Source organism: Corynebacterium sp. ACRPS, from assembly GCF_022346005.1.
In the GTDB taxonomy this organism is placed as follows: domain Bacteria; phylum Actinomycetota; class Actinomycetes; order Mycobacteriales; family Mycobacteriaceae; genus Corynebacterium.
This window is the reverse complement of the sequence record NZ_JAKRMY010000003.1, coordinates 101,499-122,133: the sequence shown is the minus strand read 5'-3', so window position 1 is coordinate 122,133 and position 20,635 is coordinate 101,499. Positions and strand designations below refer to the sequence as shown.

The following is a 20,635-nucleotide window of genomic DNA, read 5'->3' as shown; positions in this document are numbered from 1 at the left end:
TTATGCCTCGTCCTCGTCCGCAGCGATGATGGCCTTGGCCAGCTTGCGCAGGTGCTTGAGCTGCTTATTGGTGGATACGTCGAGCGCGTCATCCTCGGCGTTAGCGACGAGCTCCGCCAAGTCCTTGTGGGTCTTGGTGCCCTTCTTGGTGCACGCCACGATTTGGCGGCGGCGATCTTTGGGATCGCGCTCGCGCTTGGCCCAGCCGCGCTCCTCGAGGGCATCAATAAGCCGCACCATATCGGAGGCATCGATGGCCAAGGTGTCAGACAGGTAGGACTGGGAGGCGGCATCCGCCTCGACGAGGCAGGTAAGCACCCAGAACTCGCGGATGGTCGTCTGCTTGGTCTGCAGAGCCACCTCGACGCCATCGCGGGTGCGACGGCGCAGGCGCTCTAGCTGAAAGGACGGGGATTCGAGCAGGGAGGTTGGTATGCCAGAATTATTAGTGGAAGCCATACCATCATTATAATCTCAAAAGATGGGTAAAGGCCAATTAATCGCGAACGACGGGTAGGTCATCCGCCTCCCACTTATCGGTGCCGCCCTCGACATTAATAACGTCCCAGCCCAAGGAGTTCTCCAAATACTGGCAGACCTGCGCGCTGCGCCCGCCTAGGTGGCAAATCACATAAATATCGCGGTCCGGATCGATTTCCTGGATGCGACCCGTTATCTCGCTCATGGGAATATGGGTGGCGCCCTCCGCATGCACGGTGGCCCATTCGTCGTTTTCGCGCACATCGATAAGCTGCGCGCCTGCTGGAACTTCGGTTGGCTGTACGTTTTGCATACCCCGCAGTCTACGTGCCGCGCGCTAGCCGCCGTAGGTGGCCGCGGAGAGATACTGCAAGATCGCCTTCACGCGGCGGTTATCCTCGCTGGGATCCAGGCGCAGCTTGGTAAAGATATTGGAGACGTGCTTGGCCACGGCAGCATTGGAAAGCACCAGCTCGGCGGCCATGTCTTTATTGGACTTCCCGCGCGACATCAGCTCTAGGACCTCGCGCTCGCGGGGGCTGAGCTCACCCAACCCGCTGCGCCCAGAGCGCATGAGTGCCTGCGCCACCGTCGGATCGATGACCGTGCCGCCCTGGGCCACCACCTCCAGGCTGGCCAGGAAATCGCGCACCTCAGAGACGCGATCCTTAAGCAGGTACCCGGTGCCCGCATCCGGGGAATCAAAGAGTGCCACCGCATACGCCGGCGCCACGTACTGCGATAGCACCATCACCGGCAGGCCCGGATAGGCGCGGCGCAGTGCCACCGCCGCCTTCAGCCCATCATCGCCCATCTCCGGCGGCATGCGCACATCCGTTATCACCACATCCGGCAACTGGGCACTCAGCTTGCCGATGACCCCCTCCAGCTCCACCGCCGTTCCCGCCCTGCCCACGACCTCGTGGCCGCGGCGCTCCAACAGCCCGGCAAGGCCCTCGCGTAGGATCGCGGAGTCATCCGCAATCACAATCCTCAATCCACTCATGCTGATACTCCCGTCTGCCCGCGCTCCAAAAGGAGCGGAATCGTGCACTTTACCCGCGTCGGGCCTCCCTCCGGCGAGGACAGCGACAGCTCCCCGCCAAAGGCCGCCAGCCGCTCGGCCATGCCGGCCAGCCCGCGCCCGGGAACCATGCGCGCCCCGCCCGGGCCCTCATCCATGACCGAGATATGCAGGGCGGCATCCGAGGTGATGAGCACCGAGACCGGCGCGCCCGGCGCGTGCTTCGCGGCATTGGTCAGCGCCTCGGTACCGAAGAAATAAGCGCAGGCCAGCACGCTGGCGGAAAGCCTCGGCAACGGGTGTGGGGCGTAGACGCTGACGTGGGGGCCGTGGGCGGAGGCGGCATCGGCAAGCGCGGCCACCAAACCGTGATCCTGGAGGACCTGCGGGTGAATGCCGTGCACCGTCGCGCGCAGCGAACGCAGGCCGCGATCCACGTCCCGCTTCGCGGCGGTGAGCAATTCGGCCTCGGAGCCGGTCGCATCCAGCAGGGCCTCACCGAGCTTCATGCTTGCCGCCACCAAATATTGCTGCGCGCCATCGTGCAGATCCCGCTCGATGCGGGCGCGCTCCACCTCGTAGGCATCCGCAATCGCGCGGCGCGAGGCCGTCAGCTCCGCGATGACCCGCGCCTGCCGCTCCTCATTGCTGGTGGCCTGCTTCTTGCTGAAAAACACGCCCCCAAGCCTAATCGCGCGCGCCCCAGGCAGGGGTAAAGCTAGCACTACCCGGAAAGTATCCTTAGCGCTGTAGGAATAGCGCGCCCGGCACGGTGAAATGAACAGCATGACACAAACACTTTCCCTCCACGACATCACGAAGGACTTCGGCGGCGGCCCCGTGCTGGCCGGCATCACCCTGGACATCACCCCAGGCGAGCTCGTCGCCATCATGGGGCCCTCCGGCTCCGGCAAATCCACCCTGCTGCACTGCATGTCCGGCGTACTCACGCCCACCGACGGCAGCGTCCGCTTCGGCGACGAAGTCATCTCCACGCTTTCCGATGCCGCCCGCTCCCGCACCCGCCTCCGCCACTTCGGCTTCGTCTTCCAAGACGGCCAGCTTTTGCCGGAGCTGACCAACCTGGACAATGTGGCACTGCCCGCGATGCTCAACGGTCTAGGCCGACGTGCGGCCCGCGCAAAGGCGCTGTCGCTGCTCGACCAACTGGGGCTCGGCGATCTCGCGGACCGCCGGCCCGCCCAAGTCTCCGGCGGCCAGGCCCAGCGCGTGACCATCGCCCGCGCCCTCGTGGCCAACCCCGGCGTCATCTTTGCCGATGAACCCACCGGCGCCCTCGACCAAGCCACCGGCCACGAGGTCATGCAGATGCTGACCACCACCGTGCGCCAATCCGGCGCCAGCCTCGTCATGGTCACCCACGACCCCAAGGTGGCGGACTGGATGCAGCGCCGCGTGGAAATCCGCGACGGCATCATTCACGATGACCGCCGCCTGGGGGTGCAGCCATGAATACCGCGACCCTAGTCCTTGGCCTCCAGCGCGAATCCGTCCGCGCCCGCTCCGGTGCGGGCATTGTCAGCGTGCTGGCCATCGTGAGCCTGACGCTGGGTTCTGCCATCGCCTTTCTCGTCGCCGGCGGCACCTGGATGTTCTGGCAGCGCGCCCACCACCCAGAATCCGCCGTGCCCGCCCTGCGCGCCGCTGCCGGAGACACCCCGGAAGATTACTTCCTGCCCTGGTTCGTCCTCGCGCTCATGGCTTGCGCTTTCATCGTTCCCGCCCTGTTTAACCTGACCGCGCAGGCCGCCGTCCTCGGCGCCTCCGGCAGGGAACAGCGCCTGTCCACCCTCCGCCTTCTGGGCCTAAGCTCCCACCAAGTTGAGCGCATGGCCGCCGTCGAGACCGGCATCCAAGCCCTCATCGGCATTGTGCTCGGCTGGCTCGTCAGCGTGCTCATCGCCCCGGTCTTCACGCACGTGAAATTCCAGGACCGCCCCGTCGCCTTTGAGGAAATCATCCTGCCCTGGTGGGGATACCTCGCGGTGGCCGCAGTCCTCTTCCTCCTCGCCCTCGCCGCGGCCCTTGCCGGCATGCGGCGCGTGCGCGTCAGCCCCCTCGGCGTGGCCAAGCGCCAGATGCCCGCCGCTTTCAGATGGTGGCGCCTCATCGCCTTCCTCCTCATCGTCACCGTCGGCGGTGCCCTGCTCAAAGGCAAATCCGACGCACCCGAAATCTCCGTGGCCGTCGTGCTCTTCGCGGTGGTCATGAGCATCAACCTGGTCGCGCCCTACCTCCTGCAAATCGGCGCCCGCCTTTTGGCTTTGCTCCCCGGCACCGCACACCTCGTGGCCTGCCAGCGCGTCAACGCCAACGCCCGCCGCGCCTGGCGACAAAGCGCGGCCATCGGCTTCTTCGGCTTCCTCGCCGGCTTCCTCTTGGGCGCGCCCATGGGCACCGACGCCCTGACTACCGCTCTGAAGGAAGAACAAGAAACGGGCATCATGTTCCGGGACGTGTCCACCGGCGTCATCCTGACCTTGCTCTTCGGCTTCGCTTTGACCAGCATGTCCATTTTCTTGGGCCAAGTATCGTCCGCCTTCGAGGACAAGGAACTCATCCGCTCCCTCGACCTGATGGGCGTGCCGCGCCGCTTCCAATTCAGCACGAACGCCCGTGCTGTGATGGGCCCCATAGTTGCGCTCAGTCTCTTTGGCTTCCTCTTCGGCGGCAGCATCGCGGCGCTGATGTTCTTTAGCGCTCTCGAGGGCGAAGATATTGACCTCGCCGGGCGGTTCCTTATGTCCTTCGGTTTCCTCGCCCTGGGTTGGGCGGTAACCTTCCTCGCCATCGCGCTCGTCGAGCCCCTGCGCAGCCAGGTTCTCCGCAGCGGCCGCCGCAGGGAGTAGCCGGTTACCGGCGGCTGCGGTGAACCCTAGCCCAGACTCTGGCTCGGCTGGGCCTGGGCCCGGCCTTGGCCCTAGCCCCGCACGCCTTCATGCCGCCACAAGCGGTGCCATTGCCACGGCGGCCGCGCAAAGGGCCGCTTATTCTTGGCCGTAGCCATTACCTGCTGCACCACGAAATCCGGGTAGTGGTCAATCGTCGTCGCGGTGAAGTGGAGGGGCTTCCAGCCGCGATGGACGGCATCGTTAAGCTTGTGCCGGTCCAACTCAAACTGGCGGCGATTTTCTCCCCGGTGGTAGGCGTAGCCATCGACCTCGATGGCGATCTTATACTCCCTAATCACCAGATCCCAGTGGTAGGCGCCTATTTTTATATTGTTCTGGACCGCGAAATGCGGCGCGAGGGCGCGGGTTAACTGGCGCTCCGGCACGCTATCCGTGCCGATGATCGCCCTGTCCAAGGCGCGCTTTACCGGCCTCGGAAACCGCTGGTAGTCCAGCTTATTCAGCTCCAGCCGGCTAACCCCGTCCTTGCCGGAGTAGAAGTCCTCGAGGAAGGCGACCGCATCATCCTCCGGCATCGCCTCGACCGCCTGCAGTGGATTGCACACGGTGACGCCGTCCCAGGTCAACGCGCCCTTCGGCCGGGCGCGGCGGGAGGTGAAATACTTACTCGACGGCAGCGATGAGCTGCGCAGGAACTCCAGCGGAAAGCGCAGCGGCTTCTCGACGTGCTTGAGCGCGGCCGAGTAGCCGTCCAGCGCGCAATTCGGCCACTCCTTGCTCATGATGCGCGCGAGTTGGTTCGGCGTAGGCTCCTCTGACAGGCAGAAGCCGTTAGCGATCCGGACGGCGCCGTGGCGTACCGCTTGCTGAGCGGCACTTTTCCCCCGAAAAATTTCCATTCGTATCCCTCGATCCCCCGAAGCGAAGGTTGTGTGGCGCGTGTGGGCGCTTATTCAGCACGGTTGGGTGCTTGGTTGGAGCCTGGTTGGTGGGTTTTGGTGCCTGGTTGGTGCTCGTTTGATGCGTTTTAACAAATAGTGGCCCCAAACCTCACGGTTTCCATGGCCTATTTGCAAAACGCATCAGGTGGCCGCCAAAAACGCATCAGCTGGGCCCCAAAACAGGCTTCATGGCCCTAAAACGCCAAGCTCGGCCCCGCAAACGCGCGGGCCGAGCCCTAAGAGCCCCCGCAGCCTACTTCAGGCGAGCCTTGGCCTCTTCCAGAATCTTCTCGGCCTCGGCCTTGTCTCCCCAGCCGGAGCCGGAAACTTCCTTGTTGGGCTCGAGGTCCTTGTAGTGGACGAAGAAGTGCTCGATTTCGTCCTTGATGTGCTGTTCCACATCATCGATGTCCTGGTAGCGCTCCCAGCGTGGGTCATCGATGACGGCAAGCAGCTTGTCGTCGCCGCCGGCCTCATCGGTCATCTTGAACACGCCGACGATGCGGGCTTCAACGATGACACCGGGGAAAACGGGCTCGGGGAGGATGACGAGGGCGTCGAGGGGGTCGCTGTCTTCGCCAAGCGTGTGGTTGATGAAGCCGTAGTCGGCGGGGTAGGCCATTGGGGTGAACAGGTAGCGGTCCAGGTAGACCTTGCCGGACTCGTGGTCCACCTCGTACTTATTGCGGGAGCCCTTTGGGATTTCAATGGTTACTTCAACGCTCACAGCGATGTCCTCCATGTGGGATTGGGTGTTAATTACCGTCAATAGTCTAGCGCGTCGCCCATCCGCGCTAGGGTTGGTGGCGATGAAAGCTAAGAAGGTTTGGTGGTCAGTAACCGCGCTGGTGGTCACGGCGGCGGTCGGGGGCACGGCTGCGCTGGGGGTTACCATCCAGCGCGAGTACGGCGATCTTTCGCATGGCGAGGCCGAAACGGTCCAGGCCCCGGAGAATCCCCTGCAGCCGGCTAAGGCGCAGGACGTGGATTTTGCGGCGCTCAGCGCGAAGCTCGATGAGCTGGGCAAGAACGAGGATTTGGCCACCTTTGGCGGGCAGGTCATCGATAGTGAGACCGGCTCGGTGGTCTGGGAGCGCGATGCGGATAAGGCGCTGACCCCGGCTTCCTCGACGAAGGTGTTGACCACCGCCGCGGCAACGCTGGCACTGGATGAGTCCAAGCGGATTACTACCAAGGTCTACCGCGGCAAGGATCCGAACAACGTGGTTATCAAGGCAGCTGGCGATGTCTGGATGACCAACGAGCAGCTCGATGACCTCGCGGACCAGATTGAAAAGACCGGCACCCAGGTGGCGGGCGTGTACATCGATACCTCCGCGTGGGCGGGCGAGCCGCAGGCGCCGGGCTGGGATCCGGAGAACGTGGATGAGGGCTTCGTCGCGCCCATGGAGCCGGCCATGCTGTACGGTGGTCGCATCGGCGCTACGGAGGGCGATGTCCCGCGCAGCCACACCCCGGCCCTCGACGTCGCGGGAGAGCTGGCCAAGCGCTTGGGCACGGATAAATTCGCCGCGGGCACGATGGCTGACGGTGCGGAGGAGCTGGCCAGCGTCGAGTCGGCGCCCCTGAGCGAGCGCGCGCTGGAGATGGTGCGGCATTCCGATAACGTCATGGCGGAGGCCATTGCCCGCGAGCTTGCCGATGCCCGCGGCAAACAGCCCAGCTTCCAGGTCGACACCCAAGCCACGCTGGATGTGCTGCGCGAGCACGGGTTCGACGTCAGCGGCGTGGATATCAAGGACAACTCGGGCCTTTCGGTAGATAACCGGTTGAGAGCGAGGGTGTTGGCGGAGATTGTCAACGGCGCGGTCGAGGAACCGCAGTTGCGCCCCTTGGCGGCGTATTTGCCGGTCGCAGGTGGCGACGGCACGCTGCACGAGCGCTACGGGGAGTCTGCGGCGCGGGGGTTTGTCCGCGCGAAGACCGGCACCTTGACGGGTGTTTCCGCGCTGGCGGGCACCGCGCAAGGCCAATCCGGGCGCGTATATTCCTTTGCCTTCTTGGTCAATGATGGCGAGATTATGGCGGCGCGCGCTGCCCAAGATGACCTCGCCGCGGCGCTGCACGAGTTTTAAATGAGCCCACAGCCTGGAGTAACGCTATTTTGGCCGCGGGTCTCGCCGCATTTTTTGGCCTGCCGGCGCGCGGTCCGCGCGGCGAAGATGGATCACACCGTGGCGGTAGGGCTATCCGGCGGCGCCGATTCTCTGGCGCTGTGCGCGGCGATGATAGCTGAGGGTCATGACGTGATCGCGCTGTGCGTCGACCACGGCTTACAAGACGGTTCGCGTGAGCAGGCCGAAAGGGCCGCTCGGCAAGCAGAAAGCTTGGGTGCGCGGGCGCGGGTGCTCGCAGTTCGGGTATCGGAGGAAGCGGGGAATTCGCTGGAAGCGGCGGCTCGGCAAGCGCGCTACCAAGCGATGTCCGCGGCCGTGTGCGAGGGGTGCGAGAGCCGCGAGAACGCAGCCTCGCGCCGGGCTGAGCCGCGCGAACGAGACGCGGGGCCTGGGGAGGAAGCTGCGCGCGGGAAAGCCCCGCGCGAAGACGGAGCTTCGCGCAGAGGAGAAAGGGCGCTGGAGATTGCCGTGGCGCATACGGCCGATGACCAGGCGGAAACGCTCCTCCTTGGTGCCCTGCGCGGCCGCGTGGCCGGCATGCCGGAGCGAGCAGTGGTGGAAGGCGCGCGGGTGGTGCGGCCTTTCCTGCAGGTGCGCCGTGCCGATACGGAGGGCGCGTGTGCGGAGCTGGGGCTTGAGGTGTGGCAGGACCCGCAGAACGCGGATACGGATTTTCGGCGGGTAGCGCTGCGCCGCGAAATCATCCCGGAGCTATCGCGGGTCATCGGCGGTGATGCGGTACCGGCGCTGGCGCAGGCGGCGATGGATACCGCGCGCGATGAAGAATACCTCGCCACGGCGGCCACCGCGGACTGTGCGGATTTGGCCGCGCTGCCGGAGCCGCGACGCCGGCGCGCTATTGCGGCCTGGCTCATCGAGCGGGGAGTGAAGGTGACGAGGGAGGGGATTGGGGGCATCGGCAAGCTGTGTACCAACTGGCACGGACAAGGGCCGGTGGCTGTGAGTTCGGTGCGGCAGGCGGGGCAGAGGTTGGAAGTAGCACGTATAGGTGGCAAACTGGCACTATTGTCTGGTCATTAAAGGAGCGCACACGTGCACGACAAGAAAGACTTCGCCGTCCCCGCAAACCGCTACGGAGACGATGTAGAAGCAATCCTCATCACGGAAGAGGAAATTAAAGACCGCGTCCAGCAGCTGGCGGATGCGGTATCTGAGAAATATGCCGACGCCGAGCAGGACCTGCTTTTGGTCTGCGTATTAAAGGGTGCGGCCTTTTTCCTGACGGACTTCGCGCGCAAGCTATCCATCCCCTCGGAGCTGGAGTTTATGGCCGTCTCCTCGTACGGCGCCTCCACGTCTTCTTCTGGGGTGGTGCGCATCTTGAAGGACTTGGACCGTGATATCGCCGGGCGCGATGTGGTCATCGTGGAAGACATCATCGACTCGGGCCTGACGCTATCCTGGCTCATTCGCAACCTGCGGGGGCGCAACCCGAAGTCGCTCAACGTGGTGACCTTGTTGCGCAAGCCGGAAGTGGTAAAAGCGCAGATCGATCTGCTCGATGTCGGCTTTGATATCCCCAATGAATTCGTCATTGGCTATGGCCTTGACTACGCGGAACGCTACCGCGACCTGCCCTTTGTGGGCACCCTTCACCCTGATGTCTATACCACCAACTAAAATCGCGCAGTAATGAAAAACAATAAACTCCTTCGCTACGGCGGCATTGCGGCACTGATCCTCGTAGCGCTGTACGCCTTTACGTTTTTTAGCAACGAGACCCGCGGATATGTGGACACGGATACCTCCGTGGCCCTGAAACAGCTGCAGGATAAAAACGTTGACGAGGTAGAAATTGATGACCGCGAGCAGCGCCTGCGCATCAAGCTCAAGGACGAAATCACGGTAGAAGAGCGCGAGGGCGTACAAGAGATCGTGTCTCAGTACCCCGCGCGCGCCTCCGAGCAGGTCTTTGATGCGGTCAAGGATTCGGGTGCGGAGAAGTATCAGACCAACGTCACCCAGGATTCGTTCTTGGGCTCCATGCTCAGCTTCCTGCTGCCGATGGTCATCCTCTTCGCCCTGCTGTTCTGGCTCATGTCCCGCATGCAGCAGGGTGCAGGCGGCATGTTCGGCATCGGCAGCTCCAAGGCCAAGGAGCTGACCAAGGATATGCCGACCAATACCTTCGAGGATGTTGCCGGCGCCGATGAGGCCGTGGATGAGCTGCAGGAAATCAAGGACTTCCTTGATGATCCTTCCCGTTATTACGAGCTCGGCGCGAAGATTCCGCGTGGCGTGCTGCTTTATGGCCCTCCGGGTACCGGTAAGACCCTGTTGGCCCGCGCCGTTGCGGGCGAGGCCGGCGTGCCTTTTTATTCCATCTCCGGTTCGGACTTCGTGGAGATGTTCGTCGGTGTGGGTGCCTCCCGCGTGCGTGACCTGTTCAAACAGGCCAAAGAGCACAGCCCGTGCATCATCTTCGTGGACGAGATCGACGCCGTGGGGCGCCAGCGCGGATCCGGAACCGGCGGCGGGCACGATGAGCGCGAGCAGACCCTGAACCAGCTGCTGGTGGAGATGGACGGCTTTGGCGATCGCGAGGGCGTTATCCTCATCGCGGCCACCAACCGCCCAGATATTTTGGACCCCGCATTGCTGCGCCCGGGCCGTTTCGACCGCCAGATTCCGGTCACCAACCCGGATCTGGCCGGCCGTGAGCAGATCCTGCGCGTCCACGCCAAGGACAAGCCTTTGGCGGAAGAGGTCGATGTGGCGCAGCTGGCCAAGCGCACCGCCGGCATGTCCGGTGCGGACCTTGCCAATGTGCTTAACGAGGCCGCGCTTCTCACCGCCCGCATCGGCGGCAACGTCATTACCTATGACGCGTTGGAAGAAGCCACCGACCGCGTGGTGGGCGGTCCACGGCGCCAAGGCAAGATCATCTCCGAGCACGAGAAGAAGGTCACCGCCTACCACGAGGGTGGCCACACCCTGTCCGCGTGGGCGCTCAAGGATATCGAGCGCGTGTACAAGGTCACCATCCTGGCCCGCGGCCGCACTGGTGGCCACGCCATGACCTCGCAGGAAGACGACAAGGGCATGTACACCCGCGACGAGCTGTTTTCCCGCTTGGTCTTTGCCATGGGTGGCCGCGCCGCCGAGGAATTGGTCTTCGGCGCTCCCACCACGGGTGCGTCCTCCGATATCGAGAACGCCACCAAGATCGCCCGCGCGATGCTGACGGAATACGGCTTTTCTCCTGACCTGGGCACCGTCAAGTACGGCCAGGAGCAGGGCGATCCGTTCAGCCAGATGGGCGGGGGTGGCGGCTCCATCGATTACTCGGATGACCTTGCCTCCAAGATCGATGAGCAGATGCGCTACCTCCTCGAGCGCGCGCACGAGCAGGCCTACGACATCCTGCGCACCAACCGCGAGTTCCTGGACAAGCTGGCCGAGGCCCTCCTGGAGAAGGAGACCCTGCGCCGACCGGACCTGGAGAGCATCTTCGACGGCATTGAGCCGCGCGATGCCTATGATGTCTTCCCCGGCGAAGACGATCGCTTCCCGCGCCAGATTGGTTACGCGCCGGTCAAGACCCCGGTTGAGCTGGCCAAGGAGCGCGGCGAGGAACTTCCTAAACGCATGACGCTTCTCGATGCCTCCCGGGCAGCCCGCGAGCGCCGCCTCGCCGGCGAAGAGATCAAGGGCGAGGTTGGCTTTAACTTCGGCCAGCACGCCGGCGACTACGTGAACCCCGAAACGGTGCGCGAGCTGCACGGCGGTGGCAGCAGCCACCGCGAAGACCGAACTGACCAGAGCGGCCGCAGCGATGGACGCAGCGGCCGAAACGACCAGAACGACCGCGCCGACCAGAGCGACCACGGCGACCGCGCCGACCAGAGCGACCACGGCAGCAGCGACGGTGGGGAAGGTCGAACGGATTCGGCATCGGAAAGCAGGGGAAAGCACCACAAGCCAGAGGGAGAAACCAGCCAATGGTTTACCCCAGGGTGGAATGAGTCTTCCCGCCGCGATAATCCCTACGCGCGCGATGCGGAAAAGCCGCGCGATGACGAAGAGTAAGAAGTACGTGCATGTCTGAAAATCACACTGATCCCCAGCAGGTGCCCGCCCGCGCGCCGTATGACCACGAGCGGGCGGAGGCGGCCGTCCGCGAGCTGCTCCTTGCCGTTGGTGAGGATCCTGACCGCGAAGGCCTGCGCGAAACCCCGGCACGTGTGGCTCGCGCCTACCGTGAGGTCTTCGCCGGCCTGCACGAGGATCCGACGGAGGTGCTGCATAAGACCTTTGCTGAGGATCACCAGGAACTGGTCTTGGTGCGCGATATTCCCATCTACTCCACCTGCGAGCACCACCTCGTGCCGTTTTATGGCGTGGCGCATATTGGCTATATTCCCGGCAAGGACGGGCACGTCACCGGGCTGAGCAAGCTGGCCCGCCTGGCGGATTTGTATGCCAAGCGCCCGCAGGTCCAAGAGCGCCTGACCCAGCAGATTGCCGATGCGCTCGTTAATGTCCTCGAAGCCCAATCCGTCATCGTGGTCATCGAGTGCGAGCACTTGTGCATGGCCATGCGCGGTATCCGTAAGCCGGGCGCAACCACAACGACTTCCGCGGTACGCGGCGGGTTTAAAAATAACGCCGCCTCGCGCGCAGAAGTGCTCAGTTTTATTCGTACGTAGCGCGTACGCAGTCGAGTTTGTCGAGCGAAAAGGAGAACGCAGTGCACCCGGCTTCCTCAGTTGCAGAGTTGACCATCGCGAAGCGCACGCTCGTCATGGGCATCGTGAATGTTACAAAGGATTCCTTTTCCGATGGCGGGCGGTGGCTCGACTTTGACGCCGCCACCAATCATGCCCGCGAGCTGGTGGAACAGGGTGCGGACATGATCGATGTGGGCGGCGAATCCACCCGCCCGGGCGCGGTGCGCGTGGAAGCACAAGAAGAAGCCGACCGCGTGGTCCCGGTCATCCAAGCACTGCACGAGCAGGGCATTCGCACCTCGGTGGACACGATGCGCGCCTCGGTTGCCGCCGCGGCGGCCGCGGCCGGGGTGGACATGATTAACGATGTCTCCGGCGGCCTCGCAGACCCCGAAATGTATGCCGCCATGGCCGATGCCGGCGTGCCCGTCTGCCTCATGCACTGGCGGACGCTGCAGGAAGGCGCGTTCGGATCCGCGGCGGGCACGGCGGATCACGGCGGCGATGTAGTGCGCGACGTGCACGAGACCCTCGAGCGCCTGAGCAATAACGCCCTGGATGCGGGCGTGAAAAGGGAGAATATAGTGCTGGATCCGGGCCTCGGCTTTGCCAAGAGCCCGCAGGATAACTGGGCGCTGCTGCAGGCCCTGCCCGAGTTTCTGGACGGGGAATTTCCCATCTTGGTGGGTGCCTCGCGCAAGCGCTTCCTCGCCGCCATTCGGGCGGACCGCGGGGTAGAGGCCAGCCCGCTGCTTGCCGATCCCGCCACCGCCGCCGTGACCGCCATTTCCGCCCAGATGGGCGCGTGGGGCGTGCGCGTGCACGAGGTGGGCGTATCCCGCGATGCCGTCGACGTGGCCGCCGCGTGGAACGCCGGCGAGTCCTATGTAGGCGGCGCCAATGCCACCGGCAGCTACCGCAATGCCGCCACCGGCACGGGCACAGTGACCTCTACCGCGATGGGTACGGAAAGGAATTAACCATGGCAGATCGCATCGAATTAACCGGCCTAGAGTGCTTTGGCTACCACGGCGTCTTTGATGAGGAAAAGCGCACCGGCCAGCCCTTCATCGTCGATATCACCTGCTGGTCCGAGTTTGCCGAGGCCGCAGCTCACGATGATCTGACCAAGACCATCAATTACGCAGAGCTTGCCGATGTCACCGCCAGCATCGTCGAAGGCCCCTCCCGCGACCTCATTGAGACCGTCGCCAGCGAGGTGGCCGATACCATCATGGAATCCTTCGCCGACCTGCACGCGGTGGAAGTGACCGTGCACAAGCCCAAGGCGCCGATCCCGCGCACTTTTGCCGATGTCGCCGTCGTCGCCCGCCGCTCCCGCAAGCACGCGCGCACCGGAGCCCCACGGCCCGCTCCGCAGGTGGGAACTCCGCAGGGAGCCGACGCGCAGCGCCCCGGCACGAACCCCGGGAGTCAGTAATGCGCGCGGTACTATCCATCGGCTCCAATATGGATGACCGCGTGGAGCTTTTGCGCACGGTATTTACCGAGTTCCGCGAGGACATCGTGGCGGCCTCGCCCGTCTATGCCACCCCGCCGTGGGGAGTAACGGACCAGGATGAATTCTTGAATGCGGTGCTCATCGTGGACGTCGAGGAGAGCCCGCTGGAGCTCTTACGGCGCGGCCAGAAGCTGGAAGAGGCGGCTGAGCGCGTGCGCGTGCGCCACTGGGGCCCGCGCACCCTGGACGTGGACATCGTCGATATCGAGGGCTATAGCTCCTCCGATGCGGAACTTATCGTCCCGCATCCCTATGCCCACGAGCGCGCATTCGTGCTTATACCCTGGTTGGCCGCCGAGCCGGCTGCTAAGTTGAAGGGACAGGATGTCTCCGCGCTGGTTGCCGCGTTGGACCCGCAGGAAACCGTCAATATCCACCGCTTGGGCCTGATGGAGGAGTTATGAAACGAACCTCGCTCGGTGCGCTTATCGGTGTTGGGATATTCATGGCAGCCGCGGCGGCCATCCTCACCACGCGCTTTTATGGCTCCATGATGTCCATCCCGGTCACGGTATCTGCCACGCTATGGCTCATGGTGGTGGTGTGCTTGGGGCTTACCTGGAAAGTGGATAAGGCCACCGATGAGGATCACGGCATCGGGCTAGATAATTCGCAGCTTAATCCGATGACCATCGCGCAGTTCATGCTGGTGGGCAAGGCTTCGGCGTGGACGGGTGCGATCGTCGGCGGGCTCTATGCAGGGGTGGCGGTGTATGTCATCCCGAATGCGGGCACCCTTGTCGCGGCTTCCGATGATCTGGTGGGAGTGCTCGCATCCGCGATTGGCGGCATCGCCATGTCTGCGGCTGGCCTGCGATTGGAGCGACACTGTGAGACCCCGCCGCCACCGGACGGGCTTCAAGCGGTACATTAGGGAGCATGACTCAGCCGCGCTCTTCTTCCAAAAACTCGTCGTCCTCGCCGGATTTGGGACAAATTGGGATTATCGCCCTTGTCATCTTGGCCGTCATCGCCAGCATCGTCATGCTCATTTCCGGCTCGGCAGCGGCGCTCAAGATTGCGCTGATTGCCGCCCTGTGGGCCGCGGTGGTGGGCTTTTTCTTGGTAATGCGCTACCGCCGCCAGGCCGAGGAATCCGTGACCAAGCTGGAGCTACAGGAGCGCGCCCACCGCGCGGAGCTCAAGCAGGCCCGCGCAGCCGAAGGCAAGGAGCTGCCGGATCAGCAGATCCTCGATGAGATCCGCACCGAGCTGGCCTCTATCCGGAAGCAGATCGAGGATTTGTCCGGCCACGAGTTCACCTACGAGCCCGCCGCCCTGCACGCTGAGGCGCGCCGCATCATGGAGCTGGAGGCCCAGACCGCCGCGGCGTCCCACCGCCGGGAGGAAGACATCGACTTTGAGCAGGCCTCTTCCGGCGCGCCGTCGGCCGATGCCATCGCCGGCCGCCTGGGCAATCAGCCCTCCGGTGCGCACGCGGACTCTAACCCGCTCAATGAGATCATCAGTGAAAACACCCGCGCGCAGCGCAGCACCGGCCGGACCGCCGAGCCGCTTGCCGATGCCCCCAAGCCCGCCACGTCCAGCGAGGCCGCGGGGGCGAAGGAGCCGAAGGACGTTTCCTTCGATACCGGCAGCTTCCAGGCCGTGCGCTGGGATTCGGGTGGGGACTCCAATATCAAGCGCCAAGGCTCTCGGCAGTCGGGCTCTGGCAACGCAGCTCACTCTGGCGCACGAGGTAGCCACCGCAAGCCAGAGGCTGATACCGCATCCGAGCCGGCTTCCGATGCGGTGACCCAGAACATCCCGCAGCAGACCACCGGCAAGGATGCGCGCGAGGAGTACAAGGGTTCGGGCCACCACGTGGCCGCCGAGCAGAAGCAATCGGCCTCGCGCCGCCAGCAGCAGACCCGCGGTCGCCGCCGCAGCGATGAACAGCGCGATGGTTCCGTGTCCGTCTCGGAGCTGTTGGCACAGATGAAGAAGGATAAATAAATGCGTCCACCGCGCATGCGCGTTGCCCTTTTCGGGCGCAGCCTCGCCGGGATTTCCCTGGCCACTGCCATGGAGCGCGCCGGCCACACCGTGGAGATGCTCAATGATCCGGCCGAACTTGGCTCCTTCCAGGCGCTGATTCTGGCAGTGGGTGAGGCACGGCTGGACGCTGCCGTCGAGCTGGTCCAGGACCACGTGCACAAGGGGCTCATCGCTTTCCACACGTGCCTGTCCCGAGGCGTGCAAGGCCTTGACCCGCTGGAGACCCACGGTTGTATCGTGGCGGCCGTCGCCCCCATGGCGGGCGGGCGCTGGGCAGTATCCACGCTGGATGAGTTGGGCGAAAATATCGCTGACTTCGTAGTGAGCGAATTCCGGGGGCAGGCAGTGCCGCTTTCCGATGCTGAGCGTCCCGCCTTCGCCGCCCGCTCCTACTACATAGAAATGCTCAGCCGCTTGCACCTAGCAGCGGCCGTAGAAGCCAATTTCTTTGCCGAGTTCGATGAGATCCCACCGTCTGAATTCGACATCGATACAGAGGACATCATTGCGGCCTACCGCGGCGCCACGGATCCCGGAATGCGCCGCCACTACTTAGAAACCGCTCGGCGCTTGGGTGAAGTAGAAGATCGCACCGAATTGGAAATGTGGGCCTTGCAGGAGGAATCCCGATGAGCTTGAAGATGGGACAAGCCACCGTCATCAGCGAGGTCGACCGCATCCGCATGGTGGGAAGCGCGCTGCGCAAGACCGGTCGCCCCGTGGCCTTCGTGCCGCTGACCATCGGCGTGCATGCCGGGCATATCGCGCTGGTGCGTGCGGCCCGTCGTATCCGCGGCGCGGTGACCGTCGTGGCCCTCCAGGAACCTCGTGCCGAGGATGTAGATCTCCTGCGCGCCGAGGGCGTGGACGTCATCTGGGATTACACGCCCGACAAACTCTGGCCCAATGGTCGCCGGATTACTATCTCGGCTCGCGGCGTCGCCGTCGAACGCGACGCCGCGAACTCCGCCGCTGCCGAGCAGACGCCTGATGCTGAATCTGCACCTGAAGGCTTAGAGCCCGATCTATCAGGCGAGCTCACCCTCTACCTCACGCTGATGATGGCACTGTCGCCCACCGATGTCCTCATCGGGGAAAAAGACTACGAGCTCCTCTTGGCCATTCACCATGCGGTGCAGGACCTGCACCTCGGGGTTCGCGTGCAGGGCGTACCCGCCGTGCGCATGCCCGATGGCGTGGTGATGAGCCTGCGCAATACCCGCGTGCCCGAAGATAAGAGGGAGGACGTAGCCGCCCTGTCCGCCGCGCTTACCGCCGGGGCACATGCCGCAGAGGCGGGGGCAGACAAGGTTCGCGAGGTTGCCGCAGGTGTCCTAGAAGCCGCCGGCGTTGAACCGGAATACTTAGAGGTGCGCGGCCGCGATCTGGGCGAGCCACCCGCCGAGGGCGATGCCCGCCTGCTCGTTGCGGCCACCATTGGCGGAGTTAGATTAATTGACAACGTTGGCCTGCCGTTGGGGATTGGGTTCACTAATATTGAAGAGCACGAGGCTAAGGCCGAGCTCGAGCGCGAAAAGCAGCGCGAACAAGACCAATCCCCGGAGGACTAATGACCGAAATCCACATCCGCGACCTCGACCCGCGCGATGAGCCCAAGGCGATTGAGTTTGCCATCGAAGGCATGCACCTGCACTGGTTTGTGAAGAACCCGCGCTTCGAGCGCGCCTACGGCCGTTACTTTTGGGATTTAGAGCGGGCCCAGGCCACCGATATTTTGGCCGCCTATGCCGATGATGGGCGTTTCCTCGGCGTGATTCTGGCATCGATTAAAGGCGAACCAGCGCTGCCGTATCCGTGGTGGCGCAAGGCTTATGTCAAGGCCGTGGATCTCTTCAATAGCCTGCGCCCTGGCGGGCACCGCGGTGACTATGATGCCGCGAACGAGGACATGTTGGTCAGCTACCTAGCCGAAAATACCGTGGACGGTGAAATCGGCTTTCTCGTCGCTGACCCGAACTCGGGTGTGAAGGGTGTGGGCACCGCGCTCATTGAGGCCTTTGAGGAGCGCCACCCCGGCAAGGATATTTACCTCTACACCGACGATGGCTGCACCTATCAGTTCTACGATTCCCGCGGTTTTGAGCGGGTGGGGGAGAAGCAAATCTCCATCGATAAGGACCGCGACCTTACCTGCATGCTGTACGTGCGCCACGTGGCGTGAGGCTACCGCGTCACGCCACGCAAACGAACGGAGCGTCACGCCACGCAACGCAGCCACATCGGCGAACGCTACAGACTTCGCGGCACGAACTCTCGCGGCGCGGGTCCTCCCCGCGCCGCCCGCGCCACCCGCGCCGCGTTAGTTCGCCAGCGCGCCCATCGGATCCCACGCTGGCAGGGTGGTGATATCGGAGGATTTGAGCGCCTCCTGGTACTGCTCAGGCAGGCGGGACGGGTGGACGGCGATTTCGAAGACGTACTCGTCAAACCAGTCATCGGCCATGGTCCAAAAGCCCTTGTCGCCCTTCTCGGTGCCCCAGGAATTCTCCACGCGCCAGCGGGTGACGTCGCCGCCCTCGGCGATATCCGCGCCGGTAAAGACCATCGCGTGCGTCATCAGGGACTCGTGGAGGCGGAGGCGGTCCGGCTTCTCGATGCCCATTTCCACCCCATACAGCCCCTCATAATCGTGCAGGCGCTTGGCCCAGACGCCGCTATCGGCATCGGATTGCTGGCCGGTATCGCAGCCGAACCAGACGGGCTGGCCATCCTCGATGGCAGAGCGGGTGGCATCGCGCAATACCTCGACTGGGGCGTTGAGGTAGGTGACCTTTTCACCGACGACGTTGCCCAAGTAGTCCACGGTGTAGAGCTCGCCGTAGTTATTGCGCGGGTCATTGACCACGCAGACGTACTCGCCCAGATCCTTCGGGAGGTACTCGCGGGCGAAGTCCTGCGGGGTAAAAGTGCCCTCGCGGTGGAAGTTATCGTCCTTATCGCGGTACTGCCACTGGAAATCTGTGGGCGGGAGGCCGAGGTTGGCGGTGAGGATGCGGTAGACATCGGCAAGCGCCTGCTCCTGCGCCCCAGACTTGCCCACGCGGATCTGGTGGGCGGCGCGGCGCAGGACGGTCTGCAGGTTGCGGTTGAGCATGGCGCTGGCCTCGGAGGACGCGGTCTCCGGCATGGCGTACTTGGGCACCACGCCGTACTTTTCCACCAGCGAGACGAACATGGACCACTGGCCGCCATCGCCAATGGGGTCATCCATGAGCTTGGTCAAGGTGCGGTCCGTAATTTCGCGGTCCTTGAGCTCGTCTACCGCAGTGAGGAACCAATTGGCTTTTTCCAGCTTGTCGTAGAAGTACAGGTAGGTCTGCGAAAGCTCGAAATCCTTGGTATTGGTGCGGTCCATGATGCCACCGCGCAGGGAATTCAGGCCCGCAAAAATCCAGCAGCGGCCAGAAGCCTTCTGGTTGGCCGCGCCCCACTTATCGAGCTTGTGGCTGGTCGCCGTGGTGAGCTCGCGCACGAGATCGCGGTCGACGCTCAGCTTATCGATACCCTCCTGCGCCACCGCATTCCGCGCCGCCTTGATGGCCGGCTCGCTGCTAAGCGTGGCGTTGGTGGTGTGAACTTCCTGTGGATTGATCTCATTCATTTCTCGATGCTCCTTAGTCCATCCGGTCCCAGAAGGGAAGCTCGATGGGCTCGGTCTCTAGCGCTTGTTGCTGCGCGGAAGTGAGGAATTCCTTGCGCACGACGATGTGGAAGACGTTTTCGCCGAACCATTCATCCGACATCGTGGCAAAGCCCTTGCCGGGTACCTCATCGGCGTCGTCCTTGCGCGGCGCCTTGGTGCCCCAGGAATTCTCCACGCGCCATGCACGGGGTGCACCATCGATGCCGGTCAGCGCCATCGCGTGGGTGGGTGCAGATTCGCCGGAGGTAAAGCGCTCCTCCTTGCTCATGGTGGAGTCGATGCCGTAGAGGCCATCGGTATCGACGAGGCCTTCGTCCCACACGGCGTTCTGGAAGGAGAACTGGCGGTCGACATCGCAGCTAAACCACACAGGCTCGCCGGCCTCGATGCTGGCGCGCGCGGCGGAGCGCAGTTCGTCCACATCGACGTTGAGGTAACCGGCGGGCGCGCCGCCAGCGACGTTGTTTACGGCGGCGCTGGTGTAGAGGCGGTGCTTATCGTTGGTGGTACGGGGATCATCGGCAAGCACGACGTACTCGTCCAACTTTGGCAGGTACTTATCCGCAAACTCGCGCGGGGTGGAGTGCACGCGGAAGAATTGATCGTCCTTGGTGCGGTAGCTCCACGTGAATTCCTCGGGCGGGGTGCCCAGGTGAATGGCGAGCACGCGTTGGATATCGGTGCGGGCTTGCTTGATAATGCCCCCGCGATCCCCCTCGCCTTCCACCGCACGGTGCGCGGCGCGGCGGATGATGGTGGCGATATCGCGGTTCATCTGGTCGGTGTGGCCGGACGAGTGCACCTCAGGCATGACCTCGGCCGGTACGGCACCGTACTTGTCCACGAGGTTGGTGAAAAATGACCACCAGCCGCCGTCGTCGCCTGTGAGCTCGAGGGAAGTAGCCACGTCGCGGTCATCCCAGTCGGTGCCGTCTTCGGTGAGATCCAGCAGTTGGTTGAGCACGAAGTTGGCGCGCTCTAGTTTGTCGAAGTACTGCAGGTAGGTAAAGGAAAACTCAAAGTCATCGATATTGAGCTCCTTGGCCGCGCGGTGGCGGAATACGTTGAGCGCGGCAAACATCCAGCAGCGCCCGGAGCGCATCTGGTCGGTAACCCCGAGGCTGTCGAGCTTTACTTCGGTGGTGGGGTAGAGGGCGGTAATGCGGTCACGGTCGAGGGCCGCCTTGGCCACCCCTACGCTGGTAATGGCATTGCGCGCGACGCGCAGCTGGGAGTCCGCTGCGGCCTCCTCGCGCAATTGGGACAGGAAGTCATTGGTGAGCAAAGTCATATTCTCTGTTTTA

At 63.7% G+C, this 20,635-nt stretch carries 22 protein-coding genes and 1 pseudogene; 15 read left to right on the top strand and 8 right to left on the bottom strand.

All coding sequences use genetic code 11. The features are described 5' to 3' along the window. Genes MHX65_RS02855 through MHX65_RS02840 form a run of 4 tightly spaced genes read right to left on the bottom strand, consistent with a single transcriptional unit; the run spans position 1 to position 2,292 of the window. On the bottom strand, positions 1-459 hold the full coding sequence (locus tag MHX65_RS02855) for a MarR family winged helix-turn-helix transcriptional regulator (protein ID WP_239268474.1): 459 nt from the start codon (positions 457-459) through the stop codon (positions 1-3). A gap of 37 nt (positions 460-496) precedes the next feature. Next, the gene (locus tag MHX65_RS02850; protein WP_239268472.1) at positions 497-793 is read right to left on the bottom strand and encodes a rhodanese-like domain-containing protein; all 297 of its coding nucleotides are present in this window, start codon (positions 791-793) and stop codon (positions 497-499) included. A 24-nt stretch (positions 794-817) separates the two neighbouring features. Beyond that, positions 818-1,486 (bottom strand): response regulator transcription factor, encoded by a 669-nt coding sequence (locus tag MHX65_RS02845; protein WP_239268469.1) that lies wholly within the window; start codon positions 1,484-1,486, stop codon positions 818-820. Next, positions 1,483-2,292, bottom strand: a complete 810-nt coding sequence (locus MHX65_RS02840; protein ID WP_239268467.1) for a sensor histidine kinase — start codon at positions 2,290-2,292, stop codon at positions 1,483-1,485. The genes MHX65_RS02845 and MHX65_RS02840 overlap by 4 nt, the downstream gene beginning before the upstream one ends. Between MHX65_RS02840 and MHX65_RS02835 the strand changes: the two genes are divergently transcribed. Both MHX65_RS02835 and MHX65_RS02830 read left to right on the top strand, forming a co-directional pair. Then, positions 2,291-2,977: an ABC transporter ATP-binding protein gene (locus tag MHX65_RS02835; RefSeq protein ID WP_239268465.1), complete on the top strand. Its 687-nt coding sequence runs from the start codon at positions 2,291-2,293 to the stop codon at positions 2,975-2,977. The two genes, MHX65_RS02840 and MHX65_RS02835, sit on opposite strands and share 2 nt — an antisense overlap. Continuing rightward, positions 2,974-4,374 carry an FtsX-like permease family protein gene (locus MHX65_RS02830; protein WP_239268463.1) on the top strand — a complete coding sequence of 467 codons (1,401 nt, stop codon included), beginning with the start codon at positions 2,974-2,976 and terminating at the stop codon, positions 4,372-4,374. The genes MHX65_RS02835 and MHX65_RS02830 overlap by 4 nt, the downstream gene beginning before the upstream one ends. 71 nt (positions 4,375-4,445) lie before the next feature. Here the strand turns inward: MHX65_RS02830 and MHX65_RS02825 are convergent, their stop codons facing one another. Both MHX65_RS02825 and MHX65_RS02820 read right to left on the bottom strand, forming a co-directional pair. Next, the gene (locus MHX65_RS02825) at positions 4,446-5,159 is read right to left on the bottom strand and encodes a DUF559 domain-containing protein (RefSeq protein ID WP_239268460.1); all 714 of its coding nucleotides are present in this window, start codon (positions 5,157-5,159) and stop codon (positions 4,446-4,448) included. Between the two features lie 412 nt (positions 5,160-5,571). Continuing rightward, on the bottom strand, positions 5,572-6,045 hold the full coding sequence (locus MHX65_RS02820) for an inorganic diphosphatase (RefSeq protein ID WP_239268458.1): 474 nt from the start codon (positions 6,043-6,045) through the stop codon (positions 5,572-5,574). Positions 6,046-6,127: 82 nt separating this feature from the next. Between MHX65_RS02820 and dacB the strand changes: the two genes are divergently transcribed. The 13 genes and pseudogenes from dacB (at position 6,128) to MHX65_RS02755 (ending at position 17,849) form a co-directional block, all read left to right on the top strand. Beyond that, positions 6,128-7,414: a D-alanyl-D-alanine carboxypeptidase/D-alanyl-D-alanine endopeptidase gene (gene dacB / locus MHX65_RS02815; RefSeq protein ID WP_239268456.1), complete on the top strand. Its 1,287-nt coding sequence runs from the start codon at positions 6,128-6,130 to the stop codon at positions 7,412-7,414. Next, on the top strand, positions 7,415-8,497 hold the full coding sequence (locus tag MHX65_RS02810; protein WP_239268453.1) for a tRNA lysidine(34) synthetase: 1,083 nt from the start codon (positions 7,415-7,417) through the stop codon (positions 8,495-8,497). 12 nt (positions 8,498-8,509) lie between these two features. Then, on the top strand, positions 8,510-9,097 hold the full coding sequence (gene hpt / locus MHX65_RS02805; protein ID WP_005279498.1) for a hypoxanthine phosphoribosyltransferase: 588 nt from the start codon (positions 8,510-8,512) through the stop codon (positions 9,095-9,097). A 12-nt stretch (positions 9,098-9,109) separates the two neighbouring features. Further along, positions 9,110-11,506, top strand: a complete 2,397-nt coding sequence (gene ftsH / locus MHX65_RS02800) for an ATP-dependent zinc metalloprotease FtsH (protein WP_239268451.1) — start codon at positions 9,110-9,112, stop codon at positions 11,504-11,506. An 11-nt stretch (positions 11,507-11,517) separates the two neighbouring features. Then, positions 11,518-12,126: a GTP cyclohydrolase I FolE gene (gene folE / locus MHX65_RS02795; protein ID WP_237801155.1), complete on the top strand. Its 609-nt coding sequence runs from the start codon at positions 11,518-11,520 to the stop codon at positions 12,124-12,126. A 41-nt stretch (positions 12,127-12,167) separates the two neighbouring features. After that, positions 12,168-13,127, top strand: a complete 960-nt coding sequence (gene folP / locus MHX65_RS02790) for a dihydropteroate synthase (protein ID WP_370657780.1) — start codon at positions 12,168-12,170, stop codon at positions 13,125-13,127. A gap of 2 nt (positions 13,128-13,129) precedes the next feature. Continuing rightward, positions 13,130-13,504 (top strand): annotated as a pseudogene (folB, locus tag MHX65_RS02785) (dihydroneopterin aldolase); the annotation flags it as partial. A gap of 83 nt (positions 13,505-13,587) precedes the next feature. Continuing rightward, positions 13,588-14,073, top strand: a complete 486-nt coding sequence (gene folK / locus MHX65_RS02780; protein ID WP_023023952.1) for a 2-amino-4-hydroxy-6-hydroxymethyldihydropteridine diphosphokinase — start codon at positions 13,588-13,590, stop codon at positions 14,071-14,073. Then, a complete protein-coding gene (locus tag MHX65_RS02775; RefSeq protein WP_023023950.1) occupies positions 14,070-14,543 on the top strand; it encodes a DUF3180 domain-containing protein in 474 nt (157 codons plus the stop codon). Before folK ends, MHX65_RS02775 begins: the two co-directional genes overlap by 4 nt. Before the next feature lie 5 nt (positions 14,544-14,548). Further along, a complete protein-coding gene (locus MHX65_RS02770; RefSeq protein WP_239268448.1) occupies positions 14,549-15,625 on the top strand; it encodes a DUF6779 domain-containing protein in 1,077 nt (358 codons plus the stop codon). Continuing rightward, positions 15,626-16,300: a hypothetical protein gene (locus tag MHX65_RS02765; protein ID WP_239268446.1), complete on the top strand. Its 675-nt coding sequence runs from the start codon at positions 15,626-15,628 to the stop codon at positions 16,298-16,300. Then, positions 16,297-17,238: a pantoate--beta-alanine ligase gene (locus MHX65_RS02760; protein ID WP_239268443.1), complete on the top strand. Its 942-nt coding sequence runs from the start codon at positions 16,297-16,299 to the stop codon at positions 17,236-17,238. The genes MHX65_RS02765 and MHX65_RS02760 overlap by 4 nt, the downstream gene beginning before the upstream one ends. After that, positions 17,238-17,849 (top strand): GNAT family N-acetyltransferase, encoded by a 612-nt coding sequence (locus MHX65_RS02755; RefSeq protein ID WP_239268440.1) that lies wholly within the window; start codon positions 17,238-17,240, stop codon positions 17,847-17,849. Before MHX65_RS02760 ends, MHX65_RS02755 begins: the two co-directional genes overlap by 1 nt. A 138-nt stretch (positions 17,850-17,987) precedes the next feature. Here the strand turns inward: MHX65_RS02755 and MHX65_RS02750 are convergent, their stop codons facing one another. Together MHX65_RS02750 and MHX65_RS02745 are read right to left on the bottom strand one after the other, a co-directional pair. Continuing rightward, a complete protein-coding gene (locus tag MHX65_RS02750) occupies positions 17,988-19,289 on the bottom strand; it encodes an aminopeptidase C (protein WP_239268438.1) in 1,302 nt (433 codons plus the stop codon). A gap of 13 nt (positions 19,290-19,302) precedes the next feature. Further along, the gene (locus MHX65_RS02745) at positions 19,303-20,622 is read right to left on the bottom strand and encodes an aminopeptidase C (protein WP_239268436.1); all 1,320 of its coding nucleotides are present in this window, start codon (positions 20,620-20,622) and stop codon (positions 19,303-19,305) included. Positions 20,623-20,635 lie beyond the last annotated feature (13 nt).

Coding starts and splice junctions, on each gene's coding strand:
- MHX65_RS02750 (WP_239268438.1), bottom strand. CDS start 19,289: ATGAATGAGATCAATCCACAGGAAGTTCACACCACCAACGCCACGCTT.
- MHX65_RS02760 (WP_239268443.1), top strand. CDS start 16,297: ATGAGCTTGAAGATGGGACAAGCCACCGTCATCAGCGAGGTCGACCGC.
- ftsH (WP_239268451.1), top strand. CDS start 9,110: ATGAAAAACAATAAACTCCTTCGCTACGGCGGCATTGCGGCACTGATC.
- MHX65_RS02775 (WP_023023950.1), top strand. CDS start 14,070: ATGAAACGAACCTCGCTCGGTGCGCTTATCGGTGTTGGGATATTCATG.
- dacB (WP_239268456.1), top strand. CDS start 6,128: ATGAAAGCTAAGAAGGTTTGGTGGTCAGTAACCGCGCTGGTGGTCACG.
- folK (WP_023023952.1), top strand. CDS start 13,588: ATGCGCGCGGTACTATCCATCGGCTCCAATATGGATGACCGCGTGGAG.
- MHX65_RS02850 (WP_239268472.1), bottom strand. CDS start 793: ATGCAAAACGTACAGCCAACCGAAGTTCCAGCAGGCGCGCAGCTTATC.
- MHX65_RS02825 (WP_239268460.1), bottom strand. CDS start 5,159: ATGAGCAAGGAGTGGCCGAATTGCGCGCTGGACGGCTACTCGGCCGCG.
- MHX65_RS02855 (WP_239268474.1), bottom strand. CDS start 459: ATGGCTTCCACTAATAATTCTGGCATACCAACCTCCCTGCTCGAATCC.
- MHX65_RS02840 (WP_239268467.1), bottom strand. CDS start 2,292: ATGCTGTTCATTTCACCGTGCCGGGCGCGCTATTCCTACAGCGCTAAG.
- MHX65_RS02835 (WP_239268465.1), top strand. CDS start 2,291: ATGACACAAACACTTTCCCTCCACGACATCACGAAGGACTTCGGCGGC.
- MHX65_RS02745 (WP_239268436.1), bottom strand. CDS start 20,622: ATGACTTTGCTCACCAATGACTTCCTGTCCCAATTGCGCGAGGAGGCC.
- MHX65_RS02830 (WP_239268463.1), top strand. CDS start 2,974: ATGAATACCGCGACCCTAGTCCTTGGCCTCCAGCGCGAATCCGTCCGC.
- MHX65_RS02770 (WP_239268448.1), top strand. CDS start 14,549: ATGACTCAGCCGCGCTCTTCTTCCAAAAACTCGTCGTCCTCGCCGGAT.
- MHX65_RS02810 (WP_239268453.1), top strand. CDS start 7,415: ATGAGCCCACAGCCTGGAGTAACGCTATTTTGGCCGCGGGTCTCGCCG.
- MHX65_RS02845 (WP_239268469.1), bottom strand. CDS start 1,486: ATGAGTGGATTGAGGATTGTGATTGCGGATGACTCCGCGATCCTACGC.
- MHX65_RS02755 (WP_239268440.1), top strand. CDS start 17,238: ATGACCGAAATCCACATCCGCGACCTCGACCCGCGCGATGAGCCCAAG.
- MHX65_RS02765 (WP_239268446.1), top strand. CDS start 15,626: ATGCGTCCACCGCGCATGCGCGTTGCCCTTTTCGGGCGCAGCCTCGCC.
- folE (WP_237801155.1), top strand. CDS start 11,518: ATGTCTGAAAATCACACTGATCCCCAGCAGGTGCCCGCCCGCGCGCCG.